We start from the raw sequence: 14,863 nt of genomic DNA, 5'->3' as shown, positions 1-14,863 counted from the left end.
GCAGGACATTTTTGTTTCAAAACAAAGAAAATTCCCATGCGAGGGCTTTTGTAGTATAATAGTAAACAGACAAAAAGATAGGAATGTGTTATGAAAGTATTAGCTTTTGATACGTCCAGCAAGGCTCTTTCTCTTGCTATTTTAGAGGACAAGCAGCTTCTTGCCGAGACGACAATCAATATCAAAAAAAATCACAGTATTACCCTTATGCCAGCCATTGATTTTTTGATGGCTAGTCTAGATTTGACACCCAAGGATTTGGATCGAATCGTCGTGGCAGAGGGGCCAGGTAGCTACACAGGTTTGCGAATCGCAGTAGCGACTGCCAAGACTTTGGCTCATACTCTGAACATCGGGTTAGTTGGGATGTCTAGCCTTTTAGCCCTAGCGCCGAGCCAGCAGGAAGGTTTGGTTGTCCCTTTGATGGACGCACGCCGTAACAATGTGTATGCAGGATTTTATGAAAATGACCATTTGGTCTTTCCTGAAGCGCATTTGTCTTTTGCAGAAGTTTTGGAGCAAGTCAAAGATGCTGATCAGGTAACCTTTGTTGGAGAAGTTGGAGCCTTTGTAGATCAAATCCAAGAACAATTGCCACAAGCCAACTATCTAGAAACCTTACCAAATGCAGCTAATCTAGCTCTTTTGGCTTGGGATAAGGAAGCAGACTCCTTGCATGACTTTGTACCGAATTACCTCAAACGTGTCGAAGCTGAGGAAAACTGGCTCAAGAACCACACCGAGTCTGGCGAGTCTTACATTAAACGCCTATGATAGAAATCAAACGAATCCAACAGCAGCCTGACTTGGCTCAAGCTATCTATGCTGTTATGGCAGCTGTTTATCCAGTCAGTCCTTGGACTTTGAAACAAATCCAAGCAGACCTGTCTCAAGACCAAACCTGGTATGCTTTAGCCTACGATGGGATAGAAGTGATTGGATTTTTAGCTGTTCAGGAAAATTTATTTGAAGCAGAAGTCCTGCAAATTGCTGTCAAACAAAACTATCAGGGTCAGGGAATTGCGTCTGCCTTGTTTGCAACTTTGCCAATAGATAAGGAAATTTTCCTCGAAGTCAGAAAGTCAAATCAACGAGCGCAAGCATTTTACAAGAAAGAAAAGATGGCAGTCATCGCTGAGAGAAAGGTCTATTACCATGATCCAGTCGAGGACGCCATTATCATGAAGAGAGAAATAGATGAAGGATAGATATATTTTAGCATTTGAGACATCTTGTGATGAGACTAGTGTTGCCGTATTGAAAAATGACGACGAGCTCTTGTCCAATGTCATTGCTAGTCAAATTGAGAGTCACAAACGTTTTGGTGGCGTAGTGCCAGAAGTAGCCAGTCGTCACCACGTTGAGGTCATTACAGCCTGTATCGAGGAGGCGCTGGCAGAAGCAGGGATTACAGAAGAAGATGTAACAGCTGTTGCGGTTACTTATGGACCAGGCTTGGTCGGAGCCTTGCTTGTTGGTTTGTCAGCTGCCAAGGCCTTTGCTTGGGCACATGGACTTCCGCTTATCCCCGTGAACCACATGGCTGGCCACCTTATGGCGGCTCAAAGTGTGGAGCCTTTGGAGTTTCCCTTGCTAGCCCTCTTGGTCAGCGGTGGACACACAGAGTTGGTTTATGTTTCTGAGGCTGGTGATTATAAGATTGTTGGTGAAACTCGTGATGATGCAGTTGGTGAAGCCTATGATAAGGTTGGCCGTGTCATGGGCTTGACCTATCCAGCAGGTCGGGAGATTGATGAGTTGGCTCATCAAGGTCAGGATATTTATGATTTCCCTCGTGCCATGATTAAGGAAGACAATCTGGAGTTTTCATTCTCAGGTTTGAAGTCTGCCTTTATCAATCTTCACCACAATGCCGAGCAAAAGGGAGAAAGCTTATCCAAGGAAGACCTGTCAGCCTCCTTCCAAGCAGCAGTCATGGATATTCTCATGGCAAAAACCAAGAAAGCCCTGGAGAAATATCCTGTTAAAACTCTAGTTGTGGCTGGTGGTGTAGCAGCTAACAAAGGATTAAGAGAACGCTTGGCAGCTGAAATCACTGACGTCAAGGTCATCATTCCACCTCTGCGTCTTTGCGGAGACAATGCAGGCATGATTGCCTATGCTAGCGTTAGCGAGTGGAACAAAGAAAACTTCGCAGGCTTGGAGCTAAACGCCAAACCAAGTCTTGCTTTTGATACTATGGAATAAGGAGTCAGCTTAAGGCTGACTTTTTTTGCTCGCTTAAATGTCAGAATATTTTGACACTTAAGTGTAAATAATGATATACTATATAAAAAATAGGAGGTGGTCAGATGATTGAGAGAATGGAATTGGGAGAATTTTACAAGGAATTGCGCTTGGCTAGAAAGCTCAAGCAGTCAGATGTGGCTTGTGCTGGACTAACAGCCTCTCAGTTGTCCAAGTTTGAACTAGGGCAGTCTATGCTATCTGCGGACAAGCTGATCTTAGCCATCCAAGGAATCAATATGAATTTTGATGAGTTTGGGCACAAGCTCAACAACTATCAAGAATCTCCACATATGCGATTTGGTAGAAGGATTGTGGATCGCTTTGCCCATCAAGATATAGCTGGCTTAGAGCAATTGTTGAAAGAAATTGAGCAAGAACAGATGGCGCAGACCTATCGTCGTTTGAACTCTATTGTGATTAAAGATGCTATCCATTCACTAGATAAAAGCTATCCGCTAGCAGAGGAGGATAGCGAGTTTTTAACTACCTATCTCTATGCTATCGAGTCTTGGACCTGGTTTGAACTCTATATCTTTTGCAATACCATGCCTTTTTTGAGCAACCAGGATTTGATATTTTTATCAACCTCCTTACTCGAAAAGTCCAAGGAATTTAAAGAATTGGCACACAATAGACTGTATATGAAAAGTGGCTATCTCAATATCATCTCAGAGCTCATGGAGCGCAAACTTTTCTCTTACATCCCAATCTTTGAAGCTGAGTTGGAGGGCATGCTCCGTCCGTATGATGTTTTTGAGAAAGTATCATGGCAATTTTTAAAGAAATTGAGTGTTTTCCTTCAGACCAAGGGAAGTAATCAAAAAGAGATTGAACACTTTATCCAATCTCTGCAAATATTAGAAAATCCACAATTATCAGCACTTTTTGAACTACGCTTACAACAATACAAAGCACTTATCGATTAGTTAGAAATCGCAAATGTGAAATTCCTACCAGAAAAAATGTCAAATATGCGAATTTTTAAAATATGGAATTTTTCGTGTTATACTGTCTTCATTCCATAGTATAGGAGAAAAAAGAATGAAAAAGATCATCTCACGCTACTACTTGTTTGTGGCCATTCTACTTGTCATTGCTTACCAGTATTTTAGTGGTCTGGTTTTAAACAATGATTTTACTGCTAGTCTATCTAAATTTGGCTATTATTTTTCGGATATGATGTTGAACTTTCTTGTGGTTCTGCTTGTTTTTATTTTCATGGTAGGGGCAGGAAAATGGCAACAAATCAACAGTAGAAAATTTAAAGGTTCCTATCTTTTTTATTCCTTTCTAGCCCTTCTTGCTTTATTTATTTGGAACTTTATTAAATTTTTCCTATTCCCACCTACCCAAAATGGACTTGCTTACCAACTCGCTGTTCCGACTTTTACAGGCGCTACGGCATTTTTGATGTATTTTTTCTATCCTGTGATTGCAAGTCCCATTTTTGAAGAGATGATTTATCGTGGATTGGTGATGACCGCTTTGGAAAAAGGGAAAAAATGGGGACTGGATGTGCTTGGTTCTGCTGCTTTATTTGGAATTCTGCATATTAGTGATTATGGTTGGGTCTTGACAGATTTTTTCGTATATATGGGTGGCGGTATCATATTTGCGGTCTTGTTTAGAGTAACAAAGTCTATTTATTGGCCTATTGGACTGCATATAGTCTATAACGGTATCGGGCATATACTTCCTTTGCTGTTTTAGAGGATTTTGATAATCATAAATCAAGGGATGAGTCCTAATCGTGGTGCTTTTGCTTGGGTTGTAGATCCAACAGGTGAGTTGTTTAAGCGTAGTAGAGGATAGATACTATAGGAGTTGATTAAATGAAGAAAATGAAAGAAATGAAATTTCACCTAGCAACTGGCTTGTTGCTTTTGACCTATTACCTCATTTTTAATGTCATACCAGACTTAGATTTTACTGTAGCTTTGTCTGATGAGATCTACTATGTGTTCCAGGTTTTATTGGTACTTATTCTGGGAACTGTATCTACAATTATTTTTGTCAAAAGTGAACATTGGAAAGAGTGCGGTCGCTTCCAGTTTCGTTGGTCTTACCTGGGTGTTTTCATTCTTTCTTTTTTCTTATTATTTGTGTGGGCAAATCTAGCAACTCGTATCTTTCCTCGTACGCAAAATGGAAGTACTGTAGTGGAAGTAGCCACCAGTTTGACAGGAATTAGCTATTTTATTACGCGTGTACTTTACGGTAGCCTTATCGCACCTGTAGCAGAAGAAATCGTGTGTCGTGGTTTTTTGATGACAAGCTTGTCTAAATTTAAAAACTACTATATTGATGTTCTTGTTTCTGCTGCCATATTTGGCGCTATGCATGTTTTACAGCATGGTTGGATAACGACAGATTTCATACTATACTTTGTAATGGGCTTGATATTTTGCATGATGTTTCGCTGTACACACTCTATTTATTGGACCATAGCTTTACATGCTTCATGGAATACCTTCTTGCTTATTGTTAGTTTATTGGTGTTTGGATTTTAGAAAGGTGATATATGAAAAAGATAATCTTACGCTACTACTTGTTTGTAGCCATTCTACTTATCATGGCGGACCAGTTCTTCATTCGTCTGGTTTTACACAGCGACTTGGCTGCTGGTCTATCTGATTTTGGCTATTATTTTTCGGATATGATGTTGAATTTTCTTGTGGTTTTGCTTGCTCTTGTTGCCATGATTTGGTCAGGAAAATGGCAACAAATCAATAGCAGAAAATTTAAAGTGTCCTATCTTTTCTATTCCTTTTTAGCTCTTCTTGCTTTTTTTGTTTGGAATTTCGTTACATTTTTTATTTTCCCGTCCACCCAAAATGAAATTTCTTATCAACTGGATCTTCCTACTTTTACAGGTCCTACTGCATTTTTGATGTATTTTTTCTATCCAGTGATTGCAGGTCCCATTTTTGAAGAGATGATCTATCGTGGATTGGTGATGACCGCTTTGGAAAAAGGGAAGAAATGGGGATTGGATGTGCTTGGTTCTGCTGCTTTATTTGGAATTCTGCATATCAGTAGTCATGGTTGGGTCTTGACAGACTTTTTCGTATATATGGGTGGTGGTCTAATAATGGCAGTCTTTTTTAGAGTGACAAAGTCTATTTATTGGCCTATTGGACTGCATATAGTTAATAATGCCATTGCTCAAATTCTACCTTTGTTATTTTAGTGGATTTTGAGAATTGTAAATAAAGGGATGAGTCCTCATCGTGGTGCTTCTGATTGGATGAAAGGAATCTGGACAGGTTTGGCTGAAAGACGACGTAAATAAAACTTAAAAGGATCAACGATGAAAAGGAAAGATAAGAAATTATACTTGTCAACTGTTTTGATAATAGTCACCTATTACTTAATTTTTAATTTTGTAGCAAGGTTAGAATTTGTTAACCAATTATCAGATTTTGGATTTTATGGATTTCAAATTTTATTGATAGTTCTTGAGGGGATTGCTGCTACAGTGGTTCTAGTAAAGAGTCAAGGTTGGAAAGAATGCGGTCTCTTCCAGTTCCGTTGGTCTTATCTAGGTGCCTTCTTTCTTTTCTTTATACTGATGTTTGTGTGGGTAAATATAACGACTCTGATTTTTCCTAGCACGCAAAATGGGAACGAAATGATGAAAGAAGCAGCTAATTTGACAGGAATTAGTTACTTTATAATGCGCATTCTCTATGGCAGTCTCATTGCTCCTATCGTTGAAGAGTTGGTTTTTCGTGGACTTCTGATGACGGCATGGTCCAAATTTAAAAAGTATTATGTTGATGTCGTCGTTTCCTCCACACTCTTTAGTCTTATCCATGTTTTACAGTATGGCTGGGTGTTAACAGATTTCATCGTTTATGCGGGAGCAGGTCTCTTGTTCTGTATGCTATTTCGTTATACTCGTTCAGTTTATTGGCCAATGGCTCTTCATATCTTGTGGAATACATTTTTAATCGTTCTTAGTTTATTGGTGTTTGGGTATTAAATCTAAAATAGTTTATAAGTTGCATCATGAGACTGGCCTCCCAGTCTTTTTCTGTTCTTGTCAGTCAGCAGACTTTTTTCTATTTTACGAATATGTTATAATAATTTTTGTTGTGACTGTTTGGAAAGCAGTTGCTGAAGGAATGATTAGTGAGGAAGTCTATGAAAGAAAAAGGATTTTGGGAGGGTGTGCAGGCTGCGGTGCCGACAGCTCTGGGCTATGTTAGCATCGGTCTTGCTTGTGGCATTATCGGTTCTCCCTATGTGACACCAGTAGAAATGGGTTTGATGAGTCTCTTTGTCTATGCTGGGAGTGCCCAGTTTGCCATGATAGCCTTGATTGCAGTTCAAGCTCCTGTGGCAGCTATTGCTATGACGGTTTTTCTAATCAATTTGCGTCTCTTTTTGTTGAGCTTACATGCGTCGACTTATTTCCGTCATACAAGTCTCTGGCACAATATCGGCATGTCCAGTCTTTTGACCGATGAGACCTATGGCGTTTTGATGGGCGAGTTGGTGCATACGGATAAGGTCAATCCTATGTGGATGCACGGGAACAACCTTAACAGCTATGTAGCTTGGTTTGTCGGAACTGTTGTCGGAACTGCTCTAGGAGGACTTCTACCAAATCCAGAAATTTTTGGCTTAGATTTTGCCCTAGTGGGGATGTTTATTGGGATTTTTTCTTCCCAGTTTCAGATTATGCAAAAACGGATTCCTTTGCGCAATCTCTTCATAATTTTAGCAGTTGTAGCTGTATCTTTCTTTTTGCTCTTGACGGTGGTGTCTCAGTCATTAGCTGTTCTGTTTGCGACCTTGCTAGGTTGTACCATGGGGGTGGTCTTGGATGGTCAGTAAGTATATTTTATTAGCAATTGTCTTTTCTGGCTTGGTGACTTGGATTCCAAGAATGATTCCTTTTATCCTAGCCAAGTACAAGGGTTTGCCGCCTATCGTAGAGCGCTTTTTGAAATTTCTACCAGTTTCTATTATCTTTGCCTTGATTCTTTCAAGTGTGGTGGCAGGAAAAGTTGGAAGCCTTCCGCAGATAAAGTGGTTAGATTTTTTAGCAATCTTTCCAACGGCCTTTGTAGCCTTTCGTTACCGCAATCTGGTAGGGACTGTTCTCTTTGGAGTGGTCTTGATAGCAGTCCTACGTTTGGTCTTTTAATCAGCCATAAAGAAAACCTATCACAAATATAGAAATCATATAATAGCGTAATTCCTTTTTTTCTGTTAAGATAAGATTGTATTCTATTTTGGAGGAAATATCATGAAAAAAATCGTTAAATATTCATCACTTGCTGCCCTAGGGCTTGTAGCCGCAGGTGTATTGGCAGCTTGCTCAGGTGGTGAAAAGAAAGATGCTGCATCTGGTGAAGCAACATCTGGTAAAAAAGAAATCGTTGTAGCAACTAACGCGTCACCAAAACCATTTAACTATGAAGAAAACGGTGAGTTGACTGGTTTTGAGATTGAGGTTGTTCGCGCTATCTTTAAAGACTCTGACAAGTATGATGTCAAGTTTGAAAAGACAGAATGGTCAGGTATCTTTGCAGGCCTTGACGCAGATCGTTACCAAATGGCTGTTAACAACATTAGCTATACAAAAGAACGTGCAGAAAAATATCTTTACGCAGCACCAACTGCTAAAAACCCTAACGTTCTCGTAGTTAAGAAAGATGACAATAGCATCAAATCACTTGATGATATCGGTGGAAAATCTACTGAAGTCGTTCAAGGAACAACATCAGCTAAACAATTGGAAGAATACAACAAACAACACGCAGATAACCCAACTGTCCTTAACTACACAAAAGCTGACTTCCAACAAATCATGGGACGTTTGAGCGATGGACAATTTGACTACAAGATTTTTGATAAAATCGGTGTAGAAACAGTTATCAAAAACCAAGGTTTAGATAACTTGAAAGTCATCGAACTTCCAAGCGACCAACAACCTTACGTTTACCCACTTCTTGCAAAAGGTCAAGATGAATTGAAATCATTTGTTGACAAACGCATCCAAGAACTATACAAAGACGGAACTCTTGAAAAATTATCTCAACAGTTCTTTGGTGGTTCTTACCTCCCAGCAGAAGCTGACATCAAATAAGTTTGTAAATCATCCATTCTCTCGTAGGTGGATGATTTTGCAACTTTTAGGCATATAGTTTCAAACTATATGTCTGCCTATCTAATAACAATTTGCGAAATCAAATAAAGTGTGAGATACTATTACAGTATTATTTTTAAAGGAGAACGAATCATGAAAATTAAAAAATGGTTAGGCGTAGCAGCTATCGCTACAGTAGCAGGCCTTGCACTTGCAGCTTGCGGAAATTCAGACAAGAAAGCAGACAACACAACTACAGTTAAAATTGCGACTGTTAACCGTAGCGGTTCAGAAGAAGCACGCTGGGACAAAGTCCAAGAATTGGTTGAAAAAGACGGAATTAAATTGGAATTCACAGAGTTTACAGACTACTCACAACCAAATAAAGCAACTGCTGATGGTGAAGTAGACTTGAACGCTTTCCAACACTACAACTTCTTGAACAACTGGAACAAAGAAAACGGTAAAGACCTTGTAGCGATTGCAGATACTTATATCTCACCAATCCGCCTTTACTCAGGTAAAAACGGGGAAGAAAACAAGTACACTAAAGTGGAAGAAATCCCAAACAACGGTGAAATTGCTATTCCAAACGATGCTACTAACGAAAGCCGTGCCCTTTACCTTCTTCAATCAGCAGGTTTGATTAAATTGGATGTTTCAGGAACTGAACTTGCTACAATCGCAAACATCAAAGAAAATCCAAAGAACTTGAAAATCACTGAGTTGGACGCTAGCCAAACAGCTCGTTCATTGACTTCAGTTGATGCAGCAGTTGTAAACAACACTTTTGTTACAGAAGCAAAATTGGACTACAAGAAAGCACTCTTTAAAGAGCAAGCTGACGAAAACTCAAAACAATGGTACAACATCATCGTTGCGAAAAAAGATTGGGAATCATCACCTAAAGCTGATGCAATCAAGAAAATTATCGCAGCTTACCACACTGACGAAGTGAAAAAAGTCATCGAAGAAACTTCAGACGGCTTGGATCAACCAGTTTGGTAATAAACACAGGGAGGTGGGAGAGATTTTTTCCACCTCTTGCTTTTATATAGAGACTAAAGAAAAGGAACATCCACTTGTATTGATTCCAAAGGTACAAGTCCTAGTAGAAAGGTAGAGAGAAAATGGTTTTCCCTAGCCAAGAAGAACAAATTGAAAAGTTTGAAAAGGATCATGTAGCGCAACATTACTTTGAAGTGTTGCGGACCTTGATTTCGAAAAAATCAGTCTTTGCCCAACAAGTCGGCCTTAAAGAAGTGGCTCGTTATCTAGGCGAGATCTTCAAGCGTGTAGGTGCAGAAGTCGAGATTGATGAGAGTTATACGGCACCCTTTGTCATGGCGCATTTTAAAAGTTCACGCCCAAATGCCAAGACTATCATTTTCTACAACCACTATGACACAGTACCTGCGGATGGCGATCAAGTGTGGACAGAGGATCCCTTTACGCTTTCGGTCCGCAATGGCTTCATGTATGGGCGTGGGGTTGATGATGATAAGGGACATATCACAGCTCGTTTGAGTGCTTTGAGAAAGTATATGCAGCACCATGATGATCTGCCTGTCAATATCAGTTTTATCATGGAGGGAGCGGAGGAATCGGCTTCGACAGACCTAGACAAGTATCTGGAAAAACATGCGGACAAGCTTCGTGGTGCAGATTTATTGGTCTGGGAACAAGGAACCAAAAATGCCTTGGAACAGCTAGAAATCTCTGGTGGGAACAAAGGAATTGTGACTTTTGATGCCAAGGTCAAGAGTGCCGATGTGGATATCCACTCTAGCTATGGCGGTATTGTAGAGTCAGCTCCTTGGTATCTGATTCAAGCTTTGACCAGTTTGCGAGCTGCAGATGGACGTATTTTAGTTGAGGGCTTGTACGATGAGGTTCAAGAGCCTAACGAACGAGAGTTAGCCTTGGTTGAAACCTATGCCCAACGCAATCCAGAGGAAATTAGCCAGATTTATGGCTTGGAATTGCCACTTTTACAAGAGGAACGTACAGCCTTTCTAAAGCGTTTCTTCTTTGAACCAGCACTCAATATCGAAGGGATTCAGTCTGGTTATCAGGGGCAAGGAGTTAAAACGATTCTACCAGCAGAGGCTAGTGCCAAGCTAGAAGTTCGTTTGGTTCCTGGCTTGGACCCACATGATGTTTTGGATAAAATCCGGAAACAACTAGACAAAAACGGCTTTGATAAGGTAGAATTATACTATACCTTGGGTGAGATGAGTTATCGAAGTGATATGAGTGCACCATCTATTCTCAATGTTATTGAGTTAGCCAAGAAATTCTATCCACAGGGCGTATCTGTCTTGCCGACTACAGCTGGGACAGGACCTATGCATACGGTCTTTGATGCTTTAGAAGTACCTATGGTTGCCTTTGGTCTAGGAAATGCTAATAGCCGAGACCATGGTGGAGATGAGAATGTACGAATCGCCGATTATTACACCCATATTGAATTAGTAGAGGAGCTGATTAGAAGCTATGAGTAGAGATATTATCAAGTTAGATCAGATCGATGTGACTTTTCACCAAAAGAAAAGAACCATCACAGCGGTCAAGGATGTGACTATTCACATCCAAGAAGGGGATATCTACGGAATCGTTGGATATTCTGGAGCAGGGAAATCAACCCTAGTTCGTGTTATTAACCTCTTGCAAAAACCATCTGCAGGTCGAATTACTGTAGATAATGATGTAATTTTTGATGGTAAGGTTACCTTAACTGCTGAGCAATTACGACATAAACGTCAAGATATCGGGATGATTTTCCAACACTTTAACCTGATGAGCCAGAAAACAGCAGAGGAAAATGTAGCCTTTGCCCTCAAACACTCTGGGCTCAGCAAGGAAGAAAAGAAGGCTAAAGTAGCTAAATTGCTCGACTTGGTGGGCTTGGCTGACCGTGCCGAAAACTATCCTTCACAATTATCTGGAGGTCAAAAACAACGTGTGGCTATTGCGCGTGCCTTGGCCAATGATCCAAAAATCTTGATTTCAGACGAGTCAACTTCAGCTCTTGATCCAAAGACAACGAAACAAATCTTGTCACTCTTGCAAGAATTGAACCGTAAACTAGGTTTGACCATTGTCTTGATTACACACGAGATGCAGATTGTCAAAGACATTGCTAACCGTGTGGCAGTGATGCAGGATGGTCGCTTGATTGAAGAGGGCAGCGTTCTTGAAATCTTCTCAGATCCTAAGCAGCCATTGACTCAGGACTTTATTTCGACTGCGACAGGTATCGATGAAGCTATGGTCAAGATTGAGAAACAAGAAATTGTAGAGCACTTATCTGAAAACAGCATTTTGGTACAACTCAAGTATGCAGGCGCTTCTACAGATGAACCACTTCTGAATGAATTGTACAAGCACTACCAAGTAACAGCCAATATTCTCTATGGGAACATTGAAATTTTGGACGGCACTCCTGTGGGTGAACTTGTGGTTGTATTGTCAGGGGAAAAAGAAGCCTTGGCAAGCGCTCAAGACGCCATCCGTCAGGCTGGTGTACAACTAAAAGTATTGAAGGGAGGACAGTAAGATGGCAGAATTGATTAAAGCATACTTACCAAACGTCTACAAGATGGGTTGGTCTGGTCAGGCTGGCTGGGGAACGGCAATCTACTTGACCCTTTATATGACGGTTCTTTCCTTCATCATCGGAGGTTTCCTAGGGCTGGTTGCAGGGCTTTTCCTTGTCTTGACAGCTCCAGGTGGTGTCTTGGAAAATAAAGTTGTTTTCTGGATTTTGGACAAGATTACCTCTATCTTCCGTGCGGTGCCATTCATCATTCTCTTGGCTGTCTTGTCACCCTTCTCTCATCTAATCGTAGGGACAAGTATCGGACCAAATGCGGCTATTGTACCCCTATCTTTTGCAGTCTTTGCCTTCTTTGCTCGTCAGGTACAGGTGGTATTGGCAGAGCTAGATGGCGGTGTCATCGAGGCAGCTCAAGCTAGCGGAGCTACTTTCTGGGACATCGTAGGTGTTTACCTATCGGAAGGTCTACCAGACTTGATCCGTGTGACAACTGTAACCTTGATTTCCCTTGTCGGTGAAACAGCTATGGCGGGAGCGGTCGGAGCAGGTGGTATCGGTAACGTAGCTATCGCCTATGGATTTAACCGTTTCAATCATGATGTGACAGTCCTTGCGACGCTTATCATTATCTTGATTATCTTTACAATTCAGTTCTTGGGAGACTTTTTGACCAAGAAATTAAGCCATAAATAAAAGAGCCGTGTGGCTCTCAGATTGAAGAAAAAGTCCGTTGTGGATAATTTTCTTCAATCTTTTTCTTATGTGACTTTCAGTCCGTCTCGCTCCGTTAGGTGCGAGACAAATAAACCACCCGCTATGCGGGTGCGCGTCGAAGGTTATACCAAAAAAACTCCAAACGCGATACAATAAAGGTGTTCAAGCCAATTGTAAAGCGAAAGGAGAAAAATATGGCACAAAAGGCACATAGTTTATCACACACAAAGTGGATGTGTAAATATCACATTGTGTTCACCCCTAAGTATAGACGAAAAATCATTTATAATCAATATCGAAGTAGTTTGGGAGAAATATTCCACCGATTATGTAGTTATAAAGGTGTTGAGATTATCGAAGGACACTTAATGCCTGATCATGTACATATGTTAGTAAGTATTCCACCAAGGATAAGTGTTTCAAGTTTCATGGGTTATTTAAAATGCAAAAGTGCACTCATGATGTTTGACAAACACGCCAATCTCAAGTACAAGTTTGGGAATCGGCATTTTTGGGCAGAAGGTTATTATGTGAGTACGGTTGGACTCAATGAAGCCACAATTAAGAAATATATCCAAGAACAGGAAAAACATGATATAGCACTAGATAAATTGAGTGTAAAAGAATATGAGGATCCCTTTAGGGATAGTGGTAAGTAATACTAAAGCCTCTTTAAGAGGCAAGTGACGAGTCAAGAGCAATGAGGCTTGAACAACGTGAAAGCCAGCGTCTTTAGGCGCTGGCTGGTAATTTGGGCTTATAGCCCTGGTACAAACCACCCGTTTGACGGGTGGTTATGATTTTACTAGAGAAAATAAAAAAAACTCTTAAAAATAGCATGTTTCAGCATTTCTAAGAGTTTTCATTATATGGTAGCCAACCCTTTATAGGGGCAATTTTTTAATTACTGATAGAGTTTGTCTGCGTTATGAGAGATGGCTGGATCTATTTATAAATGATATTTGTTATTCAAGTGGAATAAACTTTTGGAAGTATGGTATAATGAGAAAGCATATTTCGATATGACAAAGGTAGTAATCTATCTGTAGAGAATTATGAAATGATAAAGGAGTTCGGCTAGTATGAATTATTTTGAGGGGAATGAGTTTTTCCTTCTATTGTTTGTAGTTTTACTGATTGGCTTTATTTTAAACTACTTTGGCAAGCGTAAGGATTATTATATTTTAAGTCTGTCAATTTTATTTGCAGGAGCCATCTATGGTAAGAGTAAAGCCATGGTTGTTTATTTACTGGCATTCATCATTTACCAGTATTTTCTGGTTTTCATAGCACAAAGAATGGATTCAAAACGGTTGAAGCCACTGGTTATATTATCCATTTTACCTTTAGTAGTCAATAAAGTCTTTGCCTTAACCCAGCTACATTTGTTGGCTTTTATTGGGATTTCTTATATGTCCTTTAAAACTATCCAAATCATGCTGGAAATATCGGATGGTTTAATCAAAGAAAAAATCAGTGTAAAAGATTATCTTCAGTTTCTACTCTTTTTCCCTACAGTTAGTTCGGGACCAATCGATCGTAGCAGAAGATTTCTAAAAGAGATCAATGAAGTCATGCCTAGAAAAGACTACCTAGAGTTAGCAGGTGATGGTATTTATCGCGTTGTTCTAGGCCTTCTCTACAAGGTGGTTCTATCAACCTATGTTTACCAGATGCTACTTGCTCTAAGCAATACTGGTACAGTTGTCTACTCACTCAAATATATGTGCTTGTATACATTCTATCTGTTCTTTGACTTTGCAGGTTATAGTTTGATGGCTGTTGGGAGCAGTAATATTTTGGGCATTCAGACACCGATGAATTTCAATAAACCTTTCTTGAGTGTTGATATCAAGGATTTCTGGACTAGATGGCACATTACCTTGTCAACTTGGTTGAGAGATTTCGTATTTTCAAGAGTTTTGATGCAGGTTATCAGAAAGAAATGGTTTAAGAATAGATTACACAATGCAGCCTATGCCTATATGGTCAATATGCTGGTCATGGGATTTTGGCATGGAATTAGTGTCAGCTATATCGCTTATGGATTTTACCATGGCGTTCTGATGTCTGGATTTGAAATTTATCAAAAGAAAAGCACTTTTTATAAGAAACATAAGAATAAAACTTGGTACAAACTAATGAGTTGGTTTGTGACCATGAATTTAGTTATGGTTGGTTTCTTTATCTTTTCAGGAGAACCTTATAAGATAGTCAGGACAATTTTAAGTAGATAAAGA

At 40.0% G+C, this 14,863-nt stretch carries 17 protein-coding genes; all 17 read left to right on the top strand.

The features are described from left to right. The first annotated feature begins 90 nt into the window (after nt 1–90). The 17 genes from tsaB (at nt 91) to dltB (ending at nt 14,860) form a co-directional block, all read left to right on the top strand. Nucleotides 91–774: a tRNA (adenosine(37)-N6)-threonylcarbamoyltransferase complex dimerization subunit type 1 TsaB gene (gene tsaB, locus QM374_RS02225; RefSeq protein WP_414310737.1), complete on the top strand. Its 684-nt coding sequence runs from the start codon at nt 91–93 to the stop codon at nt 772–774. Next, complete coding sequence (gene rimI / locus QM374_RS02220; RefSeq protein ID WP_414310736.1) at nt 771–1,208, top strand: ribosomal protein S18-alanine N-acetyltransferase; 438 nt, start codon at nt 771–773, stop codon at nt 1,206–1,208. The genes tsaB and rimI overlap by 4 nt, the downstream gene beginning before the upstream one ends. Continuing rightward, nucleotides 1,198–2,208: a tRNA (adenosine(37)-N6)-threonylcarbamoyltransferase complex transferase subunit TsaD gene (tsaD, locus tag QM374_RS02215; RefSeq protein ID WP_414310735.1), complete on the top strand. Its 1,011-nt coding sequence runs from the start codon at nt 1,198–1,200 to the stop codon at nt 2,206–2,208. The genes rimI and tsaD overlap by 11 nt, the downstream gene beginning before the upstream one ends. A 104-nt stretch (nt 2,209–2,312) precedes the next feature. After that, nucleotides 2,313–3,176: an XRE/MutR family transcriptional regulator gene (locus tag QM374_RS02210; RefSeq protein ID WP_414310734.1), complete on the top strand. Its 864-nt coding sequence runs from the start codon at nt 2,313–2,315 to the stop codon at nt 3,174–3,176. A gap of 115 nt (nt 3,177–3,291) precedes the next feature. Continuing rightward, nucleotides 3,292–3,960: a lysostaphin resistance A-like protein gene (locus tag QM374_RS02205; RefSeq protein WP_414310733.1), complete on the top strand. Its 669-nt coding sequence runs from the start codon at nt 3,292–3,294 to the stop codon at nt 3,958–3,960. A 122-nt stretch (nt 3,961–4,082) separates the two neighbouring features. Then, complete coding sequence (locus QM374_RS02200) at nt 4,083–4,760, top strand: CPBP family intramembrane glutamic endopeptidase (protein ID WP_371559651.1); 678 nt, start codon at nt 4,083–4,085, stop codon at nt 4,758–4,760. Between the two features lie 11 nt (nt 4,761–4,771). Beyond that, nucleotides 4,772–5,440, top strand: a complete 669-nt coding sequence (locus QM374_RS02195; protein ID WP_414310732.1) for a lysostaphin resistance A-like protein — start codon at nt 4,772–4,774, stop codon at nt 5,438–5,440. Between the two features lie 120 nt (nt 5,441–5,560). Then, the gene (locus QM374_RS02190) at nt 5,561–6,235 is read left to right on the top strand and encodes a CPBP family intramembrane glutamic endopeptidase (protein WP_153224597.1); all 675 of its coding nucleotides are present in this window, start codon (nt 5,561–5,563) and stop codon (nt 6,233–6,235) included. A gap of 161 nt (nt 6,236–6,396) precedes the next feature. Then, nucleotides 6,397–7,092 (top strand): AzlC family ABC transporter permease, encoded by a 696-nt coding sequence (locus QM374_RS02185; RefSeq protein ID WP_414310731.1) that lies wholly within the window; start codon nt 6,397–6,399, stop codon nt 7,090–7,092. Next, nucleotides 7,082–7,405, top strand: coding sequence for an AzlD domain-containing protein (locus QM374_RS02180; protein ID WP_414310730.1), 324 nt, complete (start codon nt 7,082–7,084; stop codon nt 7,403–7,405). The genes QM374_RS02185 and QM374_RS02180 overlap by 11 nt, the downstream gene beginning before the upstream one ends. 102 nt (nt 7,406–7,507) lie before the next feature. After that, nucleotides 7,508–8,350, top strand: a complete 843-nt coding sequence (locus QM374_RS02175; RefSeq protein WP_045762539.1) for an amino acid ABC transporter substrate-binding protein — start codon at nt 7,508–7,510, stop codon at nt 8,348–8,350. A 153-nt stretch (nt 8,351–8,503) separates the two neighbouring features. After that, nucleotides 8,504–9,358, top strand: a complete 855-nt coding sequence (locus QM374_RS02170; protein ID WP_000694516.1) for a MetQ/NlpA family ABC transporter substrate-binding protein — start codon at nt 8,504–8,506, stop codon at nt 9,356–9,358. A gap of 122 nt (nt 9,359–9,480) precedes the next feature. Next, a complete protein-coding gene (locus QM374_RS02165; protein ID WP_414310729.1) occupies nt 9,481–10,854 on the top strand; it encodes a M20 family metallopeptidase in 1,374 nt (457 codons plus the stop codon). Then, nucleotides 10,847–11,908, top strand: coding sequence for a methionine ABC transporter ATP-binding protein (locus QM374_RS02160; RefSeq protein WP_223339651.1), 1,062 nt, complete (start codon nt 10,847–10,849; stop codon nt 11,906–11,908). Before QM374_RS02165 ends, QM374_RS02160 begins: the two co-directional genes overlap by 8 nt. Nucleotide 11,909: 1 nt before the next feature. Beyond that, on the top strand, nt 11,910–12,602 hold the full coding sequence (locus tag QM374_RS02155; RefSeq protein WP_004250431.1) for a methionine ABC transporter permease: 693 nt from the start codon (nt 11,910–11,912) through the stop codon (nt 12,600–12,602). A 215-nt stretch (nt 12,603–12,817) separates the two neighbouring features. Next, nucleotides 12,818–13,282, top strand: a complete 465-nt coding sequence (gene tnpA, locus QM374_RS02150) for an IS200/IS605 family transposase (protein ID WP_414310728.1) — start codon at nt 12,818–12,820, stop codon at nt 13,280–13,282. Nucleotides 13,283–13,705: 423 nt separating this feature from the next. After that, complete coding sequence (dltB, locus tag QM374_RS02145; protein ID WP_414310727.1) at nt 13,706–14,860, top strand: D-alanyl-lipoteichoic acid biosynthesis protein DltB; 1,155 nt, start codon at nt 13,706–13,708, stop codon at nt 14,858–14,860. Nucleotides 14,861–14,863: the final 3 nt, after the last annotated feature.

The organism is Streptococcus infantis (assembly GCF_047465525.1).
GTDB lineage: Bacteria > Bacillota > Bacilli > Lactobacillales > Streptococcaceae > Streptococcus > Streptococcus infantis_R.
This window is presented reverse-complemented; position numbering and strand designations above follow the sequence as displayed.

Coding starts and splice junctions, on each gene's coding strand:
- QM374_RS02155 (WP_004250431.1), top strand. CDS start 11,910: ATGGCAGAATTGATTAAAGCATACTTACCAAACGTCTACAAGATGGGT.
- QM374_RS02200 (WP_371559651.1), top strand. CDS start 4,083: ATGAAGAAAATGAAAGAAATGAAATTTCACCTAGCAACTGGCTTGTTG.
- QM374_RS02185 (WP_414310731.1), top strand. CDS start 6,397: ATGAAAGAAAAAGGATTTTGGGAGGGTGTGCAGGCTGCGGTGCCGACA.
- tsaD (WP_414310735.1), top strand. CDS start 1,198: ATGAAGGATAGATATATTTTAGCATTTGAGACATCTTGTGATGAGACT.
- QM374_RS02175 (WP_045762539.1), top strand. CDS start 7,508: ATGAAAAAAATCGTTAAATATTCATCACTTGCTGCCCTAGGGCTTGTA.
- QM374_RS02190 (WP_153224597.1), top strand. CDS start 5,561: ATGAAAAGGAAAGATAAGAAATTATACTTGTCAACTGTTTTGATAATA.
- QM374_RS02195 (WP_414310732.1), top strand. CDS start 4,772: ATGAAAAAGATAATCTTACGCTACTACTTGTTTGTAGCCATTCTACTT.
- tsaB (WP_414310737.1), top strand. CDS start 91: ATGAAAGTATTAGCTTTTGATACGTCCAGCAAGGCTCTTTCTCTTGCT.
- QM374_RS02205 (WP_414310733.1), top strand. CDS start 3,292: ATGAAAAAGATCATCTCACGCTACTACTTGTTTGTGGCCATTCTACTT.
- QM374_RS02160 (WP_223339651.1), top strand. CDS start 10,847: ATGAGTAGAGATATTATCAAGTTAGATCAGATCGATGTGACTTTTCAC.
- QM374_RS02180 (WP_414310730.1), top strand. CDS start 7,082: ATGGTCAGTAAGTATATTTTATTAGCAATTGTCTTTTCTGGCTTGGTG.
- QM374_RS02165 (WP_414310729.1), top strand. CDS start 9,481: ATGGTTTTCCCTAGCCAAGAAGAACAAATTGAAAAGTTTGAAAAGGAT.
- QM374_RS02210 (WP_414310734.1), top strand. CDS start 2,313: ATGATTGAGAGAATGGAATTGGGAGAATTTTACAAGGAATTGCGCTTG.
- rimI (WP_414310736.1), top strand. CDS start 771: ATGATAGAAATCAAACGAATCCAACAGCAGCCTGACTTGGCTCAAGCT.
- tnpA (WP_414310728.1), top strand. CDS start 12,818: ATGGCACAAAAGGCACATAGTTTATCACACACAAAGTGGATGTGTAAA.
- QM374_RS02170 (WP_000694516.1), top strand. CDS start 8,504: ATGAAAATTAAAAAATGGTTAGGCGTAGCAGCTATCGCTACAGTAGCA.
- dltB (WP_414310727.1), top strand. CDS start 13,706: ATGAATTATTTTGAGGGGAATGAGTTTTTCCTTCTATTGTTTGTAGTT.